Source organism: Trinickia sp. LjRoot230 (assembly GCF_964253315.1).
Taxonomy (GTDB): Bacteria; Pseudomonadota; Gammaproteobacteria; order Burkholderiales; family Burkholderiaceae; genus Trinickia.
Window position 1 is genome coordinate 1,433,410 of record NZ_CAXUQX020000001.1, and the last position, 15,958, is coordinate 1,449,367.

Here is a 15,958-nt window from a genome sequence, read left to right on the forward strand (position 1 = left end):
CAATATCTCGGAGTCTCTTTTTGGAGACGAAAAAAATATGGAATTTCGTCAGTTGCGCTACTTCCTCGCCGTAGCCGAGCACCTGCATTTCACGGACGCTGCGGCGCACCTGGGCATCGCCCAGCCGCCTTTAAGTCAGCAGATCCTCAAGCTCGAGCGGGAAATCGGCACTTCCTTGTTCGTCCGCCATCCGCGCCGTGTCGAACTGACCGAAGCGGGGCGGCTCTTTCGCGAGCGCGCGCAACGCATCGTCGAAGATGCGCAACAGGCCCTCGTCGAAGTACAGAACGCTGGACGCGGAGAGACGGGCCGGCTTTCGTTGGGTTTTGCGGGTTCGACGGTATTTCATCCGATGGTCGCGGCGACGATGCAGCAGTTCCGGCATGCGTATGAGCGCGTGTCGATCAGTTGCGAGGAGAGCAACAGTGCGGCGCTGCTCGACAAGATCGCGGAGCGCCAGCTCGATGTCGCGCTTGTGCGCATGCCGCTGAATTGCAGGGATCTTGTGGTCGAACCGTTGATCGACGAAGACATGCTGGCGGTGCTGCCGGCGAGCCATTGCCTGAACCGGCGACGTCGCATCGATCTGGCCGATCTTGCGAGCGATCCGTTTATCCTTTTTCCACGGCCAATCGGCCCGGATCTGCATGACTCGATCATCGGCGCCTGTCGCCATGCCGGTTTTGCTCCCTCGATCGGCATGGAGTCGCCACAGATCTCATCAGCAGCAAACCTCGTAGCGGCTGGGTTTGGAGTCGCAGTGGTTCCTGCATCGATTCGGCAGGTCCAAGTCGAAGGCGTGTCTTATCACGAACTGAAGGGCAAGCCGCTTTCGACGGGTATCGCGCTCATCCATCGGCAGCGCGAAAAGTCGCCGACCGTGCTGAATTTTGTACGGATTTTGCGGTTGCAGCGACGGGCCGCCCGCGCGGCGTGATGGTTGCGTGAGTTAGCCATATCGGAGTGCGCCTACATTCGAGGCCTTTGCCGCTGCAAGCAGCTTTTATCGTTACGAAGAAAATGGAACATTTGTCTGAAACACTCGATATACAAACGATACGGGTTCCCGCAGGAACCATTGCATTGAGGGACGATAGAACTGGCCGTAGATGGTCCGTCGACCTACCGTGTTTTGAGATCGGCCGCTATCCCGTCACCCAGGCGCAGTATGCTGCGGCAACCGGACAATGGCCATCGTCATATGTCGCCGCGCAATGTCCAGTAGTCAACGTATCCTGGATTGATGCCGCCCGGTTCTGCAACATGCTCTCGAAGGCTGCCGGCCTTCTCGACTGTTATAAGTTTCACGGCGATGAAACCGGAGCTTCTCTTGTCCCAGAAAGTAACGGCTATCGCCTGCCCACCGAAGCTGAATGGGAGTACGCATGCCGCGCTGGAACAAATGGTCCGAGATACGGCGAACTCGGCGATATAGCTTGGTATAGAGAAAACTCCGGCGGCCACACGCATGAGGTGGGTCAGAAGCAAGCAAATGACTGGGGGCTTGCCGACACGCTAGGCAACGTTTGGGAGTGGTGCGCCGATCTATACGACCCGGAAGTCTATGGTTCGTATCGCGTCTTTCGTGGCGGTGGTTGGGCTGATGCTGAAAGAGGCTGCCTTGCTACAAATCGACGTCGTAGCCATCCGACATTTGCAATCGATGATCTTGGTTTTCGGGTTGCCCGATCGCTTGACGCTCGTTGCGGGTAATCGCGCGCGCATCCGGCTTTATCGACCAGCAGTGTTGGTCGGATCTGGAGCTTGCCCGACCGCGGGCTGTTGACGCACATCAAGTAGCGACGGGACCAGCACTATCGTCGAGGGACTATCCGTTATCCAAGCGCAGCGGACATTCGAACGTCCGCCTTAGCGCGCGGTTGAACGCCGAAAATGCTCTGCGCTGTGTAAGCCCATGTAGCAAGAACTCCGTGCTCGCTGCGGGCTTAGGAGCGATCGTTCAACGATGAAGGCCGTCTACGGCGCGCTCTGCCGCAGTTGCTGAGCCAGTAGGCCGGCATGCGGAGTCAGTGCGGAAAAGTCGAGTGCACAGAGGTAGAGCCGTCGCGTGGCCCAGGCTTCCGATAGCGGCAGGACGGCCACGTCGCGGCGCAGCGTTCTGGCTAGCCCATCGGCAAGGATTGAAACGCCGATGCCTGCTTCGATGTGCATGGCCACGTGTTCGACGTTGCGTAACTGAATGCGGTAGTCAAGCTGGCGCCCCAAACGCGACGCACGTTCCGCGAGATGCATCTCGAGCGCCGTGTCTGCCACACCAACGATTGGTTCGCTGAGGATATCGGAAAAGGCAACGTTCGATTGCCGGGCGAAACGATGCGAACGGCTGGCGACCACGACGAGCTGGTCGCTGGCGATCAGATGCGTTTGCAGTATGCCGAGATCTGTTATGTCCGCAACGACGCCCAAATCTGCGCGCCTGTCCACGAGGATCTGGACGATGTCGGCACTGGGCCGCTCCTCCAGATCAATCGATAGGTCGCGATGAGTCGCCAGAAAGCGGCAAAGTTGCGGCGGCAGGAACGCCGCCATGGCGGCGGTGTTGGATAGCAACCTGATGCGTCCTTTCAGGCCCGTTGCGTAGGTTCGCAGTTCCCCGCGCATCATTTCGACCTGACCCAGGATCGAACGGGCATGGCGGACCAGCGCGTCGCCAGCAGCGGTAGTGCGCACGCCACGACGGTTACGTTCCAGTAACGGCGCGCCCAGTGCCGCTTCCATGCTGGCAATGCGCTCGCTGACCGATGCCAGCGCCAGGTGCATCGTACGAGCGCCGTGGGTCAAACTACCGCATTCCACGACGGTCAAGAAGAGGCGCATATCCGTTAAGTCGAAGCGCATGGCTATTGTAATTAGTTCGGTTTTTCCGAAGTCTAGCACCGGAATTGCCAGATTGTCGTAATGCAGCCCGGCGACTAACATCGCTTGCATGGACACGATGGTCATGGTTTTTTCTTCGGGAATGCTGGCCGGGGCGATGAATGCGCTGGCAGGGGGCGGCTCATTCGTTAGTTTGCCGGCGTTGATCGCGGCAGGTGTGCCTCCGGTTCAGGCGAATACTTCCAGCACGGTCGCGCTGTTTCCCGCGGGGCTGGCCAGCGCGTGGGCGTATCGCGACGGACTGCGACCGGTGGGTGCCGTGTCACTTCGCTCGCTGCTGGCTACGACGCTGTGCGGCGGCTTCGCCGGCGCGGTGCTGTTACTGTGGACGTCATCCGCAGCGTTTGCGTTCGTGCTGCCATGGCTACTGCTGGTTGCATCCATCGCACTCGCGTTTGGACGTCGCATTGGCGAGGCGTTACGCGCGCGCTGGCACATTCATGCGCATGCGGTGTTGGCCATTCAGTTCGCGCTTGGCGTCTATGGCGGCTACTTCGGTGGCGCGGTCGGGATCATGATGATCGCGATGTGGGGACTGCTCGACAACTGCGACCTGAAGCACCTCAACGCGCCGCGTACCTTTCTGGTCAGTGCCGCCAACGTCGTGGCGGTACTCGCTTTCATCATGGCTAACGCGGTGCGCTGGCCAGAGACGCGAGTCATGCTGGTGGGCGCAATCATCGGGGGATACATTGGGGCATGCATCGGGCGCCGGGCGCCCCCGAGAATCATCCGCGCGATCACGCTGCTGGCCACCTCCTGTATCACGCTAGCGTTCTTCTTGAAAACGTACGCGCCCATTCTGTTGCATCGTTAATGCTAGATGGTGCCAAACAGTGCGCGCGGCCTGTCTCGCAGCGTAAGCGCGACGATCTGCAGGGCTCTCCCCAATTGCTCGCGCGACTCCGCGCACGCGAGGTTGATGCGCACGCCGTGCTCGACCGTCGAGCGGTCGACCGCGAACGCCGAAGCTGGCATCGTGTTGACGCCACGCGCGAGCGCGTTGGCCGCAAAATCATCCGAGCGCCACGGCGGCGGCACGCGCAGCCAGACGAACATGCACGCCGGGTCGCTGTCGAGGTGCTCCGCCGGCAGCAACTCGCGCGCGAGCGCCTGGCGCGCCCGCAGTTCGGTGCGCTGGGCGTTGAGGATCGTCTGTGCGGTGCCGTCCTCGATCCAGCACGTGGCGATCAGCGCCGACAGCGGCGCGGGCATCCAGGCCGTCGTGCGCACGGCCTCGGCGGCCAGCGCGGCGCCGTGAGGCGGCGTATGCAGATAGCCGATGCGCAGGCCAGGCGCAAGTACCTTCGAGGTCGACGCGATATGGAACGTCAGCTCCGGACACAGGCTTGCGATCGTCGGCAGGCGCTTGCGCAGCAGCGGGCCATAGACGTCGTCCTCGATGATCGCGATGTGATGGCGCCGCGCGATATCGACGAGCGCCGCGCGCCGCGCAAGGCTCATCGTGACCACGGTCGGGTTCTGCAGGTTCGGCACGACGAAGATCGCCTTCACGCGCATGCGCTTGCACGCGTCTTCCAGACGGTCCGGCAAGAGCCCTTCGTCGTCGCTGGGGATGCCGACGAGCTCGAACTGAAACACCGGCGCCAGCGCCTTCAGACCGTAGTAGGTCAGTTGATCCGAGAGGATCACGCCCTCGTGCCCCATCAGACTGCTCAGCACGGCATAGAGACCGTGCTGCGCCCCGCTCGTGACGACCACGTTGTCCGCCGCGGGCGCGAAGCCCGGCGCAGTGATCCATTGCGCACCGGCCGCGCGCGCCCAGTCCGGGCCTTGCGGCGGCTGATACTCCTGCGTCTGCGGATAACGTGGGTCATTTGCGATGCTAGCCATCGTGCGCGCGAGTTGCGTGAGGAATTCGCCGGTCGCCGGCCGGTTGACGGTCAGGTCGATCACCGCGTTCGCACCGGCGGCTGCGCTCGCGGCGCTGTCCGAGCACGCCTGAACCGACGGCATTGCCCCTCCGGTGACGATCGACCCGCGCCGCTTGCTCGCGACGATCAGCCCGCGCGCCTGCAGCTCCTTGTACGCGCGCGACACCGTCGACACGTTGATGCCGAGCTCCAGCGCCAGGTCGCGTTGCGGCGGTAGCCGGCTGCCCGGCGGGTAAAGCCCGTTGCGCACTTTTTCTTCGAGGCTGCGTGACACCTCGAGGTAGGTAGCTTGGCGCACCTTTGTATGGAGATCCTCTTCGTCATTTGTGTGGTTAGTTTCGATCTTCATCCAGGTGGTTTCTCCATACAAAAACTCGTGATCCGCACTAACTGCACCATGCGATGCACAACGCGCGCGCATGAATCAGATACTACTCTTTGCGTGAGCACGCGATAAGACCGGCTTTCCCGGGCATGCCACCTTGCAAGCCTGGGGAAAGCACTAAGTCCACACAAAGACAAATAAATTGCGCACAAAAAAACTTTGTGTGAGTATGGTTTTGTCGTTTGTGCGGCGTCGGATCAACGGCGCGATCCCGAACTGTAGTACAGGAGCAGACGCTTGTGACAGATCAGCAGCCCACCATCCTGCCGATGTCCGATACGGTCCACGTCGGCACCTGGCTGCGCAGACGGCACGCCACGATGATTTCGCTTGGCGGGATATCGGCGCCGGTCTCTTCGTCGGGAACAGCGCAACGATTAGGGCGATGGGCCTCGCCGCGTGCCTGTCCTATCTGCTCGCCGGCATCGTCGTGCTGTTCGTGATGCGCATGCTCGGCGCGATGGCGATCGCCAATCCGGGCATCGGCTCGTTCACCGAGTACACCCGCATCGGCCTCGCCAACTGGGCCGGCTTCATCAACGGCTGCCTCTATTCCAAGCAGCGCGAACGGGCGGCCGAGATGGGAAGCCACGCGCCTGCCGTCGAAGCCGGCGCCTCCCCGCGCGGGGCGTTCCCTGTCGCTGCCACTGGCTGGAGAAGGTGATGGCGGAAGTCGCAGTCCTGGGTGCCGGATTCATCGGCATGTCGAGCGCCTACTGGCTGATGCGCGACGGCCATCGCGTGACGTTTTACGACGCGCTCGGCCCCGGAGAAGCCACGTCGTACGGCAACGCCGGCACGTTCGCGAACTACGGGTGCATCCCCGTCAACAATCCCGACGTGTTCCGCAACCTGCCGCGTTTCCTGTTCTCGTCGACGAGCCCGCTGCGGATTCGCTGGGGGTACATGCCCCACCTCGCGCCGTGGCTCGTGCGCTTCCTGCTCGCCGCGACGCCGCAGCGCTACGAGCACAGCGCGAAGGCGCTGGCGAGCCTGCTCTCGCGCGCTTTCGAAGGGTACCGGGACATGCTCGCCATCGATGGCCTCGCGAGCTTCGTGCGGCGACGCGAGTGCCTGTACTTGTACTCGCACCCAGACTCGTTCAAGGCGGCGCAGCCGTCGCTGGCACTGCGTCGCTCGCTCGGCGTGCGCTTCGAGAACTTCGAGCGCGAGGGCATCGCCCAGCTCGAACCGAACCTCGCGCCGATTTTCGCCAACGGCACGCTGTTCAACGACAGTTGGTTCTTGAGCGACCCGCGCGGCTTCTTGCAGACGCTTTACGCGGTCCTCGTGAACCAGGACCTACAGCACGAGCGCGCCGCGATCCGCTCGCTCGAGCCGCTCAAGAACGGCGTGCGTCTCGTCGACGACGCAGGCCGCACGCACGGCGCCGAGTATGCGGTCGTCTGCGCGGGCGCGCTCTCCGGCCGCTTGGCGCGCCAATGCGGCGACCGCGTGCCGCTCGATACCGAGCGCGGCTATCACGTGCGATTTCCCGGCACCTCATCGCTGATCTCGCGCCCTTGCGGCTGGGGCGAACGCGGCTTCTACATGGTGCCGATGGACGACGGCATCCGCGCGGCGGGTACCGTCGAGCTGGGCGGATACGGATCGCGGAAGAATCGGGCTTTGCTGAATCTGATCACGACTTCGGCTCAGGAGGCTTTGCCGGGTCTGCCGCAACCGGACAGCGACTGGCTCGGCTTTCGGCCGAGCCTGCCCGACGGCTTGCCGGTCGTCGGCCGTTCGAGCGCCTCGCCGCGGGTCATCTACGCGTTCGGGCACCAGCACCTGGGCGTCACGCTGGGCGGCGTGACGGGCAGCGTCGTCGCGGACCTCGTCTGCGGCCGCGCGTCTCCCATCGATATCGAGCCCTATAGCCCGCGTCGCTTTTAACCACCGCAACACTCTGCACGAAAGAGGACGGACATCATGAAACGCCGAAACCTGGTAGTCGCACTTGCACTTGGGGTCCTGTGCGCACATGCGCCGTCATACGGTGCTGAGCCCGAGATCGTCAAGATTGGTTTTGCCGGGCCATTGACGGGGCCTGTCGCCCGCGTCGGCAAGGATCTCGAAAACGGCGCGCAGCTCGCGCTCGACGAAGAAAATGCGAGGAACCCGCAGATCGGAGGCAAGCGGGTCAAATTCGTGCTCGACGTACAGGACGATCAGGCTGACCCGCGCGTAGCAATCCAGATCGCGCAGAAGCTCGTCGACGACGGCGTTGTGGGCGTGATTGGCCACTACAATTCCGGGTGCAGCATTCCGGCGTCGGCCGCCTACCATACAGCGAACATCGTGATGATCACGCCTGGTTCGACGAACCCAGCGCTGACCCAGCAGGGCTTCGCAAACGTGTTTCGCACGATGGGCAATGACGGTATCGGCGGCGTCATCGCGGGCCAGTTTGCGGTACAGCAGTTGAAGGCAAAGCGCATCGGCATCATCGATGATCGTACCGCGTTCGGCCAAGGCCTCGCCGACGCCTTTGAAAAAGGCGCCAAGGAAGCGAGCGGCGACATTGTCGATCGTGAATTCACGAACGACAAGGCGGTCGATTTCCGCGCGATCCTGACCACGCTAAAGCAGAAGAATGTCGACATGATCTTCTTCGGTGGGCTCGACGAACAAGGGGCGATGCTCGTCAAGCAGATGCGCTCGCTCGGATTGCAGGCGCGGTTGTTCGGCGCTGGGGCGCTCAAGAGCAACGCGTTCTTGCAGATCGCTGGCACGGCGGGCGAAGGCACGCGGGATCTGGAGCCGGGTCCGGCGCTTGACAAGCTGCCTGCGGCTCAGGCATTTGCGAAGCGCTATAAAGCGCGCTTCAATCAGGACGTCGAATTGTATGCGCCGTTCGCGTATGACGCGGCGCTCGCGATGCTCAAGGCGATTCACGACGCCGACTCGCTCGATCGCGCGAAGATCGTCGCAGCCTTCCCGAAGGTGACCGTGACGGGCGTGACCGGCAAGATCGTGTTCGATCCGCACGGCGATCTGATCAAGCCGCCTTACACGCTGTTCGAAGTCCTGCAAGGGCAATGGAAGAGCCAGAGGACCGTCGGCGGCAACGGCGTCTAGTCCTTTCCAGTCCGCCAGCGAGCTTGAGCAAATGAACGTACGCGAAGCCATCGGCACGTGCAGCTATTCGCTCGGGAGATGAGTTTTGCATGAGGCGGGGGTCATAGAGCAAATGAATCGGTTCGCACTTTCTACGCCCCCCGCCTCAGCGTGCAAAGACCTCTGCCGAACAATGCCCTTCGCGGCTGCATCGAAGCTTTCGCTTATGTCGAGCCTGGAAGGCGGATCGGCTCCAGAATGCCGCCAGCGTGAGATCTTCATGGCGACGTCACATGTGCCAGCCGGAATTCCAAGATTCCATTCGTTCGCTTTTCGCACTCCTAACTAATTGCGCAGCAGTCCTGGCACGCTTCACCTCATCAGTTTGAAAGGAAGCTAAGGAAATATCGATGTCGAACCATGTTGGCCCAACGGGGCCTGGCCGATCGGGTTGGAGCCAGGTCTGGAACATGACTCCGCAAGATCAGGGCGGTGGCGCGTCCCAAGGCCCTACCCCACGTTCCGGCGGATTGTTCGGCGGCGTTCTGCGAGCATTCGGCACGGGCAGCGATGCACCGCGTACCAGTGATCGGCCAACCGGCTTTTCTGTTGGCGGCTCGCACAATCCTGGCGTTCGTCCGCAATCTGGCAACCCAGTCCAGAGCCGCGATCAGCAGTCCGGCGTTCGAGTGAGCTACCTCAAGACCCCTGCAGACCGGCTCAACTTCTACAAGGATAATGCGCTCGACCTGGATTTCGTCAGACCTGAGGAAGCCGCTTTGATTGCAGACAAGCAGACAATCTTCATGGCGGATACGAGTGGCTCGATGCTCGAAACCGTTACAAAAACGGCACTTGACGGCACACCGCTCCCACCGGAGCCTCGATTCAAGGAGCAATTCACGAGTGCAGCGCAACTGCTGACAATGCTTCAAGCATTTTCCAAGGCGCCGACCCGCTTGTACGATCTCAAGGGAGGGTATGTCAGCGAGGCATCACCGGACGACCTAGCGACCAGGCGTCTGTTCGAAGCAGTCGGTGGCGGCACACCGCTGGCCGGCACGTTGAAGAAGATTGAAAGCGATCTGAAGAGCGAACGAAGCAACAAGCGTGTCGTGATCTACATCTCGACGGACGGCAACCCCACCGACGTACTCGACAGCTCCGGTTACGCTTTCGACAGAACTGCAAGTCGCTTGGCGTTCGAAAAGCAATTGAGACACCTGATCGACGACGGGATCGTGAGCGATGATGAGATTTACAGACGCGAGGTCTTTGTTTCGATTCAATATGTCGGCGACGACGTTGGCTCATTCACCTACCCGGAGGTGCCCAAGGGGCTGTCAGAGGAGGAGGCCAAACGCTTCCGGCTCGATGCGGTGCGCAGACATGGGAGCGCGGGAGCCTATTACGCCGCGCTGGACGATGAGAAGTGCGGCGGCATCAAGCGATTGGACGTCTGTGACGACCTCGGCTCTGAAATGCGCAACGCCCAACGATTCGGTTACAACCCCACGGTTGAAGACCTGACACTGAAAAAGATGATCGGGCCATTGGTGCCGGGTTTGGACAATCTGAACGAACGGCGACGGTGATTTTATTGTCTCTTTACACCCGAAGCGCGAGTCAGGCTAAACGATCATCGGAGTTCGGTCCCGACGTCAGCGCCGCGCTGACGTTCGCACAGGAACCGGATTGGTATCTCGGCGCCGACGGAAAGTGGCGCAAGGCTGGTCGCGAATACAAATAGCACTGACGGCACTGACGCTCGGCAGTGCGTATCGCGTGCGGCAATTCACTGCCGCACGCAGTCAAGCGTGTAAAGGCGCAGACGAAGCCGAGTGGCGCCCTCAGTCAGCCTTATCCTCCCCCTTGCTTTGATCCGAAAATGGATTTCTCGAGGGATCAATTTTTAATTGTAAATTCCCGTGCGCATCATACATTTCAATCGATCCGTCTGAGCCCTCCTTACCCATGAGTATTGAGCCATCGGGCTTTATAAGCATGGTCCCTCCTTCAAAAGGTATCCAGGTCCAGCGACCAGCTTCGAATAGGACATCCGGTTTCTCAGGATTCTCGGATTCGGGGCTATGCCCTGTAATCGACCGGTCTTTATGGACCACCCAATACCTTGATGAAGTGGGATCACCTATTCGAGATTCCCCTATATTTTTTCTAGCGCCGTTACTGTCTGTGCCAGGCGCAAGGCCAGACAGTGGTCCGGACGCCGGCGCTTGATGCGAGGGCCTCGGGTGGGGCGGCGTTGAAGAAGAGGACGAATCATCCGGCTCGTGTCCTGGATCGAAGGCGCCGGCGCCGGATATATGTGTCATAAGCGTTCTCTTGAAAGGGGCAACGGCCCGCGCAAGCCGAGGCAAACTACTATCGGCAGTTCAATGTGCCGGAGCGCCTCTCCGTCACGCGAAGCGAGGGGTAAAAGCCGCTCGTCTTGGCCGCGGGACGTTCCCTGAACCGCTCGACTGTGCTTCCGATGAGCGCTTGAGCCGGAGTGCGGTTGCCAGACCGCTCAGATCAAAACGTCGCGCGGAGAAGTTGGCCGCAGGGTCTGTTTTTCCCACCGCTGCATTCGCAGCATCCTGCGACTCCTCTTCGCTATGACCGTCTCTCAGATAACCTTCTTCTACAAAGTTTCGAATTTTGTCCACTTCACCAATGACCCCACCGAATTCACTGCCGTCGCCGGAACTCGTGACGGGAATTGAAGGCGTGTCATCGCCACGTAACGCGACGTTATTGGGGCTATTTATTCCATGAGCGCTAGACGCAGAGAAATTCGCCTTCGGGTCGGTCCTGCCTACCGCTTCGTTTGCTTTCGCTTCTGCCTCTTGCGGAGTCAGCCCGGCTTTCATTCCTTCTGAGAACGTGTCCGCGAACTTGCCCGCCTGCTCGTCGATGACCTTGTCAAATTCATCTCCGTCGGATACAGGATCGACCGACCGCATGAGCGCGATATTGTTCGGACGCGTGTTGCTTGGCAGCCGTTGAGAAAGACGGGCGAGTGCGGCGGCAATCGGGCCGTGAGGGACAGGTTTTGCAGCCGCGGAACGGTAGCCGCTGTTGCTGGCGGCGGTCTGATGATTGGTCAGGTCGGCAGATGAATATTGCGAAACGCGTATCGACATACGGAATTCCCCAAAAGATTTGATGAGATCCCAGTCTTATAGCAGCGGACTACAGTACCGAAATCTCCAGATACGAAGGATGGGCTTCAGGACCGAACGGTTTGCCGGACGCGGTGAATCAGTCGAGGTAAACCGTTTTGAAGAAGCAGGTCAAGCGTGATCAGGTGGCCGCGTTCGTTGTCAATTTGCTGCCGAGCCTGATTGGCATGGGGGCGAGCGGCGGTGAGCAGCATTGGGCGGGCAAGCTGGAAGGCTTCGGGCATAGGTCAACCGGATCACGCGGTCTTGCGTTGCCAATCGCCCCGATCGGGGAGCGAGCGCGTTCGAAAATATGGGCACGCTCCACGCGCTTAAGCAAGTGCCATTCCCCCCAAAGCCTGTTCGGTCACCCGTGGCGCTCTTCGCCTTCGGGAACATGCCTGAATGTCCACATGATAAAAGGGATCGCTTTGCGTAACGATTGAGGGTTTGAGATGCATCTGAAAGTAACAAGTCTGAATGCCACACGCACAGGTTATCGAGTTGACGGTGCCGGCAGCGACAAGCCGACGAAATCGCGCGGACCGGGCGTCGCAGGCACGCTGTCGGCCGCCCTGGCCGGCTTGGTTCGGCAGCAAGATCGTACTGATGGTGTGCCGCGCGGTGCGATGCAGGTCTACAGCGTGCGTGGAGTGTCGCCGGCGTCGCCGGGCGATGGTAGTGAGTTTGGCAAGGTTCTTGGCGCTGCGTCCGACAAGAGCGACGATATACTTTTGGAGGGCGTTGACAGTGGCCTTAGTGCTGACGAAGCCGTCGCGCAAGCAGACCAGGCGCTGGGCAAGACAGACCCCCAAAGCAACTTTGCGGCGCTCAGTCCCGTCGCGCTACGGGGCGTGGAAGGAACGAATCAGGGAGACGGCAGCATCTTTGACAAAGTCATCGATGGAGCTGCAGATCGGTTTTGGGGCGCCGTCGGTGCTGCTGAAGAGCGAGGCGCGAGCGAAAATGCGGCAGTGGAGGCTGGCAACAAAGCGATTGGCAAGAGCGATCCGCAAGCCAATTTTTCCGCAGGCTTGCGACACGCTGGTGAGCGCACCGGCGTCAATAGCGTCGCGCTGAGGGGGCGGGATGAGCCTTCCCGTCCCGACGCGAACATTCCCGGCGTGCATTATGGCGACCGCGACACTTTTGGTAGCGCGATCAATGCGACCGCGGACAAACAGGCTGACGCCTACGGGCAAGCGGCGCAGGGCGGCGCGAGCCCCAGCGAGGCGCAAGATTCTGCCAATAAGGCGGTCGGCAAAAGCGATCCGCAAGCCAATTTCTCTGCAGGCGTGCAACGGGATAGTGAGCGAACAGGCATCAATAACGTTGCCCTGCGGGACCTAGAAAAAATGCAGCCAGGAGACGGTAGCATCTTTGACAAGGTTATTGATCAGGTGGAAGAGAAGCTTGACGCTGTATTCGGCCAGAGTCTGAAAGGCGGTTCGAGTCCAGAAGAGGCCCGGGTAGCCGCCGAAAAAGCGACTGGCAAAATTGATCCCCAAGCCAATTTCTCTGTGCGACGTCCCGTGTTGAGCAGCCTTGCCGCTGCACTGCGACTCGGCCGCCCGCATAGCGAGCGTCGATCTGAAGCCGAGCAGCATCGGCGCCCAAATCTTCGTCCGCGCATCGCGTAACGCCCTGTGATGCACGTGGGCGATGCTGATTTTGTCGCCAGTATCGGGTAAGGGTGCCCCCCCGGATGGTGGGCTGGCGGTTGCGGATGCTCGCCGCTTCATTCGGTCGAAGTTGCGATGCGAAGCAACCACGCATGCTGCGCGCGAGGCTTGGCATCCCAAGCAAGATGCCGAACTGAAGCTGACCTTTCCGAGGCGTTCTCGACCGAAGCCATCCAATGAACGTCCCGCACGATGTTGCTTCGGTCCGGGACGGTCCCGCTTGCCGTGTCATTCGTTTAGCAATCGAACGCTTCGTGATCGAACCCCTTATGGAACGATTGTTTTTGCGAGTATTCAGGTTTTATTTGGGAGAGCGATATGGAATTGTCAGCCATCGGCAGAGCCGGTCGTGAGCAAGCGGTTGTGAACAAGGCTGGAGCGAATTCAGCGGCGGTTGCTTCGACCACGTCGTCGCAGCCGCGACGACTGATTGGAGCGCTTGGAAATCTCGGCCGGGACGCTTGGGCCACCGTTTCTACTATCGGTGCACGCGGGCCACGGTTTGCCTACTCATCGTCAGGTGAGGAGAAGCTGCCGGCACAGGGCTACTTTCCGGGGATCAGCGACGAGGAAATTAGCGAAGCCGACAGCAGAGGCGAAGCCAATAGTATCCATGAGCACCAGTTGCCAGTGCTCCCAGAAGAACGAGACAGCAAGCTTAACCGGCACGCTCACGGCGCGCCTCAAGCCGCTGTGCACGCGAATGGCCTGCCTTCAGGGATCGCGCTACGAGGCGGACCCGATGAGGTGCATAAGGGGGATGGCAGCATTTTCGATAAGGTTATTGCAGGCGCGACGGACAAGTGTGTTGCCGTTGGCGAAGCGGCGGAAGCAGATGGTGCAAGTCCAGAAGAAGCCGATGTGGAGGCGAACAAGGCGATTGGCACAATCAATCCTCAGGCCAATTTCTCTGCGACCGCTATAGCAGCGTTATCTGCCGTCCGTGAATCCCTTCCTGGGATTGCGTTGCGAGGAGCGGATAGCCCTCGGGAGAATAACCCTCAGATCGACCAGGCGCAGGCTGGTGATGGCAGCTCATTCGGCGAGGTAATCGAAGCGCTGGAGGACAAGGAGTACGATGCCTATAAAGGCGCACTCGACGGGGGCGCAAGCACGGCTGACGCGCAGACGGCGGCCGACAAGGAGCTGGGCAGAGCGGATCCGAAAGCAAATTTCTCCGCGCACGCCGCTGCGGTTGACACGAGTACCATGTCGAAGGTGCGTCGCCTCGCGACCGCGCTTCGGCCGAGCGGTTTGCATATGGCGTCGAATGAAGCGAGAACAACGCCGCGATTGCAATTCCCCGCGGCCCGCGCGCCGCGCTTTGCCTGAGGCCAAAGTCTGCGTTTGCCGCGATCCCTTCGCAGAGCGGGGCGTCGAGCGAAAACCGGCCCCTTCCATGACCCGGGAGGTGTTCGCGCGTTGGCCTTCGGTAAACAGAGATTCGGCTAATAGGCTAGCGTGAAGGTCGGCGAATCTTCGGGCCGGCTTTTTCCGCCGGTCGTAGGTGCGGTGGTCCCGGTATCGCCGCCCAACGACATCAATTCCTCATTCCACTCAGTTTTAAAAATCCGCCAGTCAATATCCGATCAATCGTAAATCGTGCATCGAAAATGCTTAATGAATTTATTCGTGCACTAAAAAAGGACGGGATTCTCTTTATCGCGGTATGTCGATACTAAATCGGCATGCCGCCGGCTCGTGGCCTTGCATCTTTCGGATTTCCTCCTATGATCAACGGCATTGGGCACGGCCTTGCACGCCGGCCATCCTGATTGGCGAGCCAGTGAAAGACGTGCCGTATCGCACGGCGTCTTTCCATGTCTTTTTTAAATTTGAAATCCGCATAGCGGAAAGAACAGTCCGTTCTTTCGTTTATGAAAATCTGCTTTTATTTCAAAAGGATGAAAATCGCACCGAGCGGACGTTCGCTGCGATCACTGCAATTTGATCTCGTTAAATCGGCCTGAATAACGGTAGGTAGAAGGGGCATTCCATCATGCAAGCGAACAGATTCGCTTTTGCGCGCACGTGGCCAGCCGCGGTGGCACGTCTTGCCAGGCTATCGGCCAGTAGGCGTCGGCCGTCCGAGATTTGTCCCGCTCCAGCGCTTCGGCAACCTCCCGCTGCGCCCGACGACCGTGCAAGCTGGCTCGATGAAAGGTCGTTCTGCCTGTACGTGCCGGTCAGCTCGGACAGCACCGACGGCAAGCTCTCCGCGTGGAGCGAGCGGCTGCGCGCACTTGGCCTTACGTCGGTGGTGGCGACCGTCGGCGAGCCGTTCGGCGACAGCGTCGGTGTCCTCAACGCCGGCCGCGATGCCGGCTCGGGGCCGGCTGTGGCGGAGCCCTATCTCGAGGTCCTCGTCGGCGGCGAGACCGGTGCATTGCTCTACTACCGCGGAGACGAGATCGAACGCGAGCTGCTCGCGCTGCACGACATGCTCGGCCTGCGTGTCCCGCCTCGCCAGACGGAATCTTGAGCGGGCGCTTGCCCGTATTTCACAACAGAAGGCTGCGTGGTGTCGCGAGATGGCACGTGTGTGCCTGTCTTTGATGAGGAGACTGTTGCAATGTCGATTGAAGTTATTCCGAATCAGGCGGTCGTTTATCAGCAATGGGTGCAGGGCATCAGCGATTCGTTCGAGGCGTTTCGTGGTCTCGCCGATGCGCAGTTACGCATCGCAGAGCTTGCGCTCGGCGTAGGCGTCGCGTCGCTCGAATCGTTCAAGTCGGTGCTGCGCATGACGATCGACGAGGACATCAGCGGCAAGCTCCTTAGTCAACCGCTCAGGCAGGCGATGACCGCCGCCGTGCAGAGCGGGTTGAGCGGGTCGGCGAACGATTCGGCGGCCGCCGTCCCTGCTACGACGTGAGG

The 15,958-nt window shown here is 60.6% G+C and carries 14 protein-coding genes; 11 read left to right on the forward strand and 3 right to left on the reverse strand.

Features of this window, described 5'->3' with window-relative positions:
* Window positions 1-37: 37 nt before the first annotated feature.
* Window positions 38-937 carry a LysR family transcriptional regulator gene (locus ACSQ20_RS06765; RefSeq protein WP_436018384.1) on the forward strand — a complete coding sequence of 300 codons (900 nt, stop codon included), beginning with the start codon at window positions 38-40 and terminating at the stop codon, window positions 935-937.
* 47 nt (window positions 938-984) lie between these two features.
* Window positions 985-1,713, forward strand: a complete 729-nt coding sequence (locus ACSQ20_RS06770) for a formylglycine-generating enzyme family protein (RefSeq protein ID WP_436018385.1) — start codon at window positions 985-987, stop codon at window positions 1,711-1,713.
* 264 nt (window positions 1,714-1,977) lie between these two features.
* On the opposite strand, the gene ACSQ20_RS06775 is transcribed toward ACSQ20_RS06770, so the two are convergent.
* Window positions 1,978-2,859 (reverse strand): LysR family transcriptional regulator, encoded by an 882-nt coding sequence (locus ACSQ20_RS06775; RefSeq protein WP_436022957.1) that lies wholly within the window; start codon window positions 2,857-2,859, stop codon window positions 1,978-1,980.
* A gap of 103 nt (window positions 2,860-2,962) precedes the next feature.
* Here ACSQ20_RS06775 and ACSQ20_RS06780 point away from each other — a divergent pair, with 103 nt between their 5' ends.
* Window positions 2,963-3,715 (forward strand): sulfite exporter TauE/SafE family protein, encoded by a 753-nt coding sequence (locus ACSQ20_RS06780; RefSeq protein ID WP_436018386.1) that lies wholly within the window; start codon window positions 2,963-2,965, stop codon window positions 3,713-3,715.
* 2 nt (window positions 3,716-3,717) lie between these two features.
* On the opposite strand, the gene ACSQ20_RS06785 is transcribed toward ACSQ20_RS06780, so the two are convergent.
* Window positions 3,718-5,142, reverse strand: a complete 1,425-nt coding sequence (locus ACSQ20_RS06785; RefSeq protein ID WP_436018387.1) for a PLP-dependent aminotransferase family protein — start codon at window positions 5,140-5,142, stop codon at window positions 3,718-3,720.
* Between the two features lie 421 nt (window positions 5,143-5,563).
* On the opposite strand from ACSQ20_RS06785, the gene ACSQ20_RS06790 reads away from it, so the two are divergent.
* The 4 genes from ACSQ20_RS06790 (at window position 5,564) to ACSQ20_RS06805 (ending at window position 9,833) form a co-directional block, all read left to right on the forward strand.
* Window positions 5,564-5,842 (forward strand): hypothetical protein, encoded by a 279-nt coding sequence (locus ACSQ20_RS06790; RefSeq protein WP_436018388.1) that lies wholly within the window; start codon window positions 5,564-5,566, stop codon window positions 5,840-5,842.
* Window positions 5,842-7,074, forward strand: coding sequence for an NAD(P)/FAD-dependent oxidoreductase (locus tag ACSQ20_RS06795; protein ID WP_436018389.1), 1,233 nt, complete (start codon window positions 5,842-5,844; stop codon window positions 7,072-7,074). Before ACSQ20_RS06790 ends, ACSQ20_RS06795 begins: the two co-directional genes overlap by 1 nt.
* Before the next feature lie 36 nt (window positions 7,075-7,110).
* Window positions 7,111-8,259: a branched-chain amino acid ABC transporter substrate-binding protein gene (locus tag ACSQ20_RS06800; RefSeq protein WP_436018390.1), complete on the forward strand. Its 1,149-nt coding sequence runs from the start codon at window positions 7,111-7,113 to the stop codon at window positions 8,257-8,259.
* Between the two features lie 449 nt (window positions 8,260-8,708).
* Window positions 8,709-9,833: a hypothetical protein gene (locus ACSQ20_RS06805; RefSeq protein ID WP_436018391.1), complete on the forward strand. Its 1,125-nt coding sequence runs from the start codon at window positions 8,709-8,711 to the stop codon at window positions 9,831-9,833.
* A gap of 822 nt (window positions 9,834-10,655) precedes the next feature.
* Here the strand turns inward: ACSQ20_RS06805 and ACSQ20_RS06810 are convergent.
* Window positions 10,656-11,381, reverse strand: coding sequence for a hypothetical protein (locus ACSQ20_RS06810; RefSeq protein WP_436018392.1), 726 nt, complete (start codon window positions 11,379-11,381; stop codon window positions 10,656-10,658).
* Between the two features lie 473 nt (window positions 11,382-11,854).
* Here ACSQ20_RS06810 and ACSQ20_RS06815 point away from each other — a divergent pair, with 473 nt between their 5' ends.
* The 4 genes from ACSQ20_RS06815 to ACSQ20_RS06830 all read left to right on the forward strand — a co-directional run bounded on the left by ACSQ20_RS06815 (window position 11,855) and on the right by ACSQ20_RS06830 (window position 15,956).
* Window positions 11,855-13,039: a hypothetical protein gene (locus tag ACSQ20_RS06815; RefSeq protein WP_436018393.1), complete on the forward strand. Its 1,185-nt coding sequence runs from the start codon at window positions 11,855-11,857 to the stop codon at window positions 13,037-13,039.
* A 360-nt stretch (window positions 13,040-13,399) separates the two neighbouring features.
* The gene (locus ACSQ20_RS06820) at window positions 13,400-14,413 is read left to right on the forward strand and encodes a hypothetical protein (protein ID WP_436018394.1); all 1,014 of its coding nucleotides are present in this window, start codon (window positions 13,400-13,402) and stop codon (window positions 14,411-14,413) included.
* Window positions 14,414-15,080: 667 nt separating this feature from the next.
* On the forward strand, window positions 15,081-15,563 hold the full coding sequence (locus ACSQ20_RS06825; RefSeq protein WP_436018395.1) for a hypothetical protein: 483 nt from the start codon (window positions 15,081-15,083) through the stop codon (window positions 15,561-15,563).
* 90 nt (window positions 15,564-15,653) lie between these two features.
* Window positions 15,654-15,956, forward strand: a complete 303-nt coding sequence (locus tag ACSQ20_RS06830; RefSeq protein ID WP_436018396.1) for a hypothetical protein — start codon at window positions 15,654-15,656, stop codon at window positions 15,954-15,956.
* Window positions 15,957-15,958 lie beyond the last annotated feature (2 nt).

Excerpts from the sequence above, each read along its gene's own strand:
- ACSQ20_RS06785 (WP_436018387.1), bottom strand. The coding sequence starts at position 5,142 with ATGAAGATCGAAACTAACCACACAAATGACGAAGAGGATCTCCATACA.
- ACSQ20_RS06815 (WP_436018393.1), top strand. The coding sequence starts at position 11,855 with ATGCATCTGAAAGTAACAAGTCTGAATGCCACACGCACAGGTTATCGA.
- ACSQ20_RS06825 (WP_436018395.1), top strand. The coding sequence starts at position 15,081 with ATGCAAGCGAACAGATTCGCTTTTGCGCGCACGTGGCCAGCCGCGGTG.
- ACSQ20_RS06820 (WP_436018394.1), top strand. The coding sequence starts at position 13,400 with ATGGAATTGTCAGCCATCGGCAGAGCCGGTCGTGAGCAAGCGGTTGTG.
- ACSQ20_RS06790 (WP_436018388.1), top strand. The coding sequence starts at position 5,564 with ATGGGCCTCGCCGCGTGCCTGTCCTATCTGCTCGCCGGCATCGTCGTG.
- ACSQ20_RS06795 (WP_436018389.1), top strand. The coding sequence starts at position 5,842 with ATGGCGGAAGTCGCAGTCCTGGGTGCCGGATTCATCGGCATGTCGAGC.
- ACSQ20_RS06830 (WP_436018396.1), top strand. The coding sequence starts at position 15,654 with ATGTCGATTGAAGTTATTCCGAATCAGGCGGTCGTTTATCAGCAATGG.
- ACSQ20_RS06765 (WP_436018384.1), top strand. The coding sequence starts at position 38 with ATGGAATTTCGTCAGTTGCGCTACTTCCTCGCCGTAGCCGAGCACCTG.
- ACSQ20_RS06800 (WP_436018390.1), top strand. The coding sequence starts at position 7,111 with ATGAAACGCCGAAACCTGGTAGTCGCACTTGCACTTGGGGTCCTGTGC.
- ACSQ20_RS06805 (WP_436018391.1), top strand. The coding sequence starts at position 8,709 with ATGACTCCGCAAGATCAGGGCGGTGGCGCGTCCCAAGGCCCTACCCCA.
- ACSQ20_RS06780 (WP_436018386.1), top strand. The coding sequence starts at position 2,963 with ATGGTTTTTTCTTCGGGAATGCTGGCCGGGGCGATGAATGCGCTGGCA.
- ACSQ20_RS06810 (WP_436018392.1), bottom strand. The coding sequence starts at position 11,381 with ATGTCGATACGCGTTTCGCAATATTCATCTGCCGACCTGACCAATCAT.
- ACSQ20_RS06775 (WP_436022957.1), bottom strand. The coding sequence starts at position 2,859 with ATGCGCTTCGACTTAACGGATATGCGCCTCTTCTTGACCGTCGTGGAA.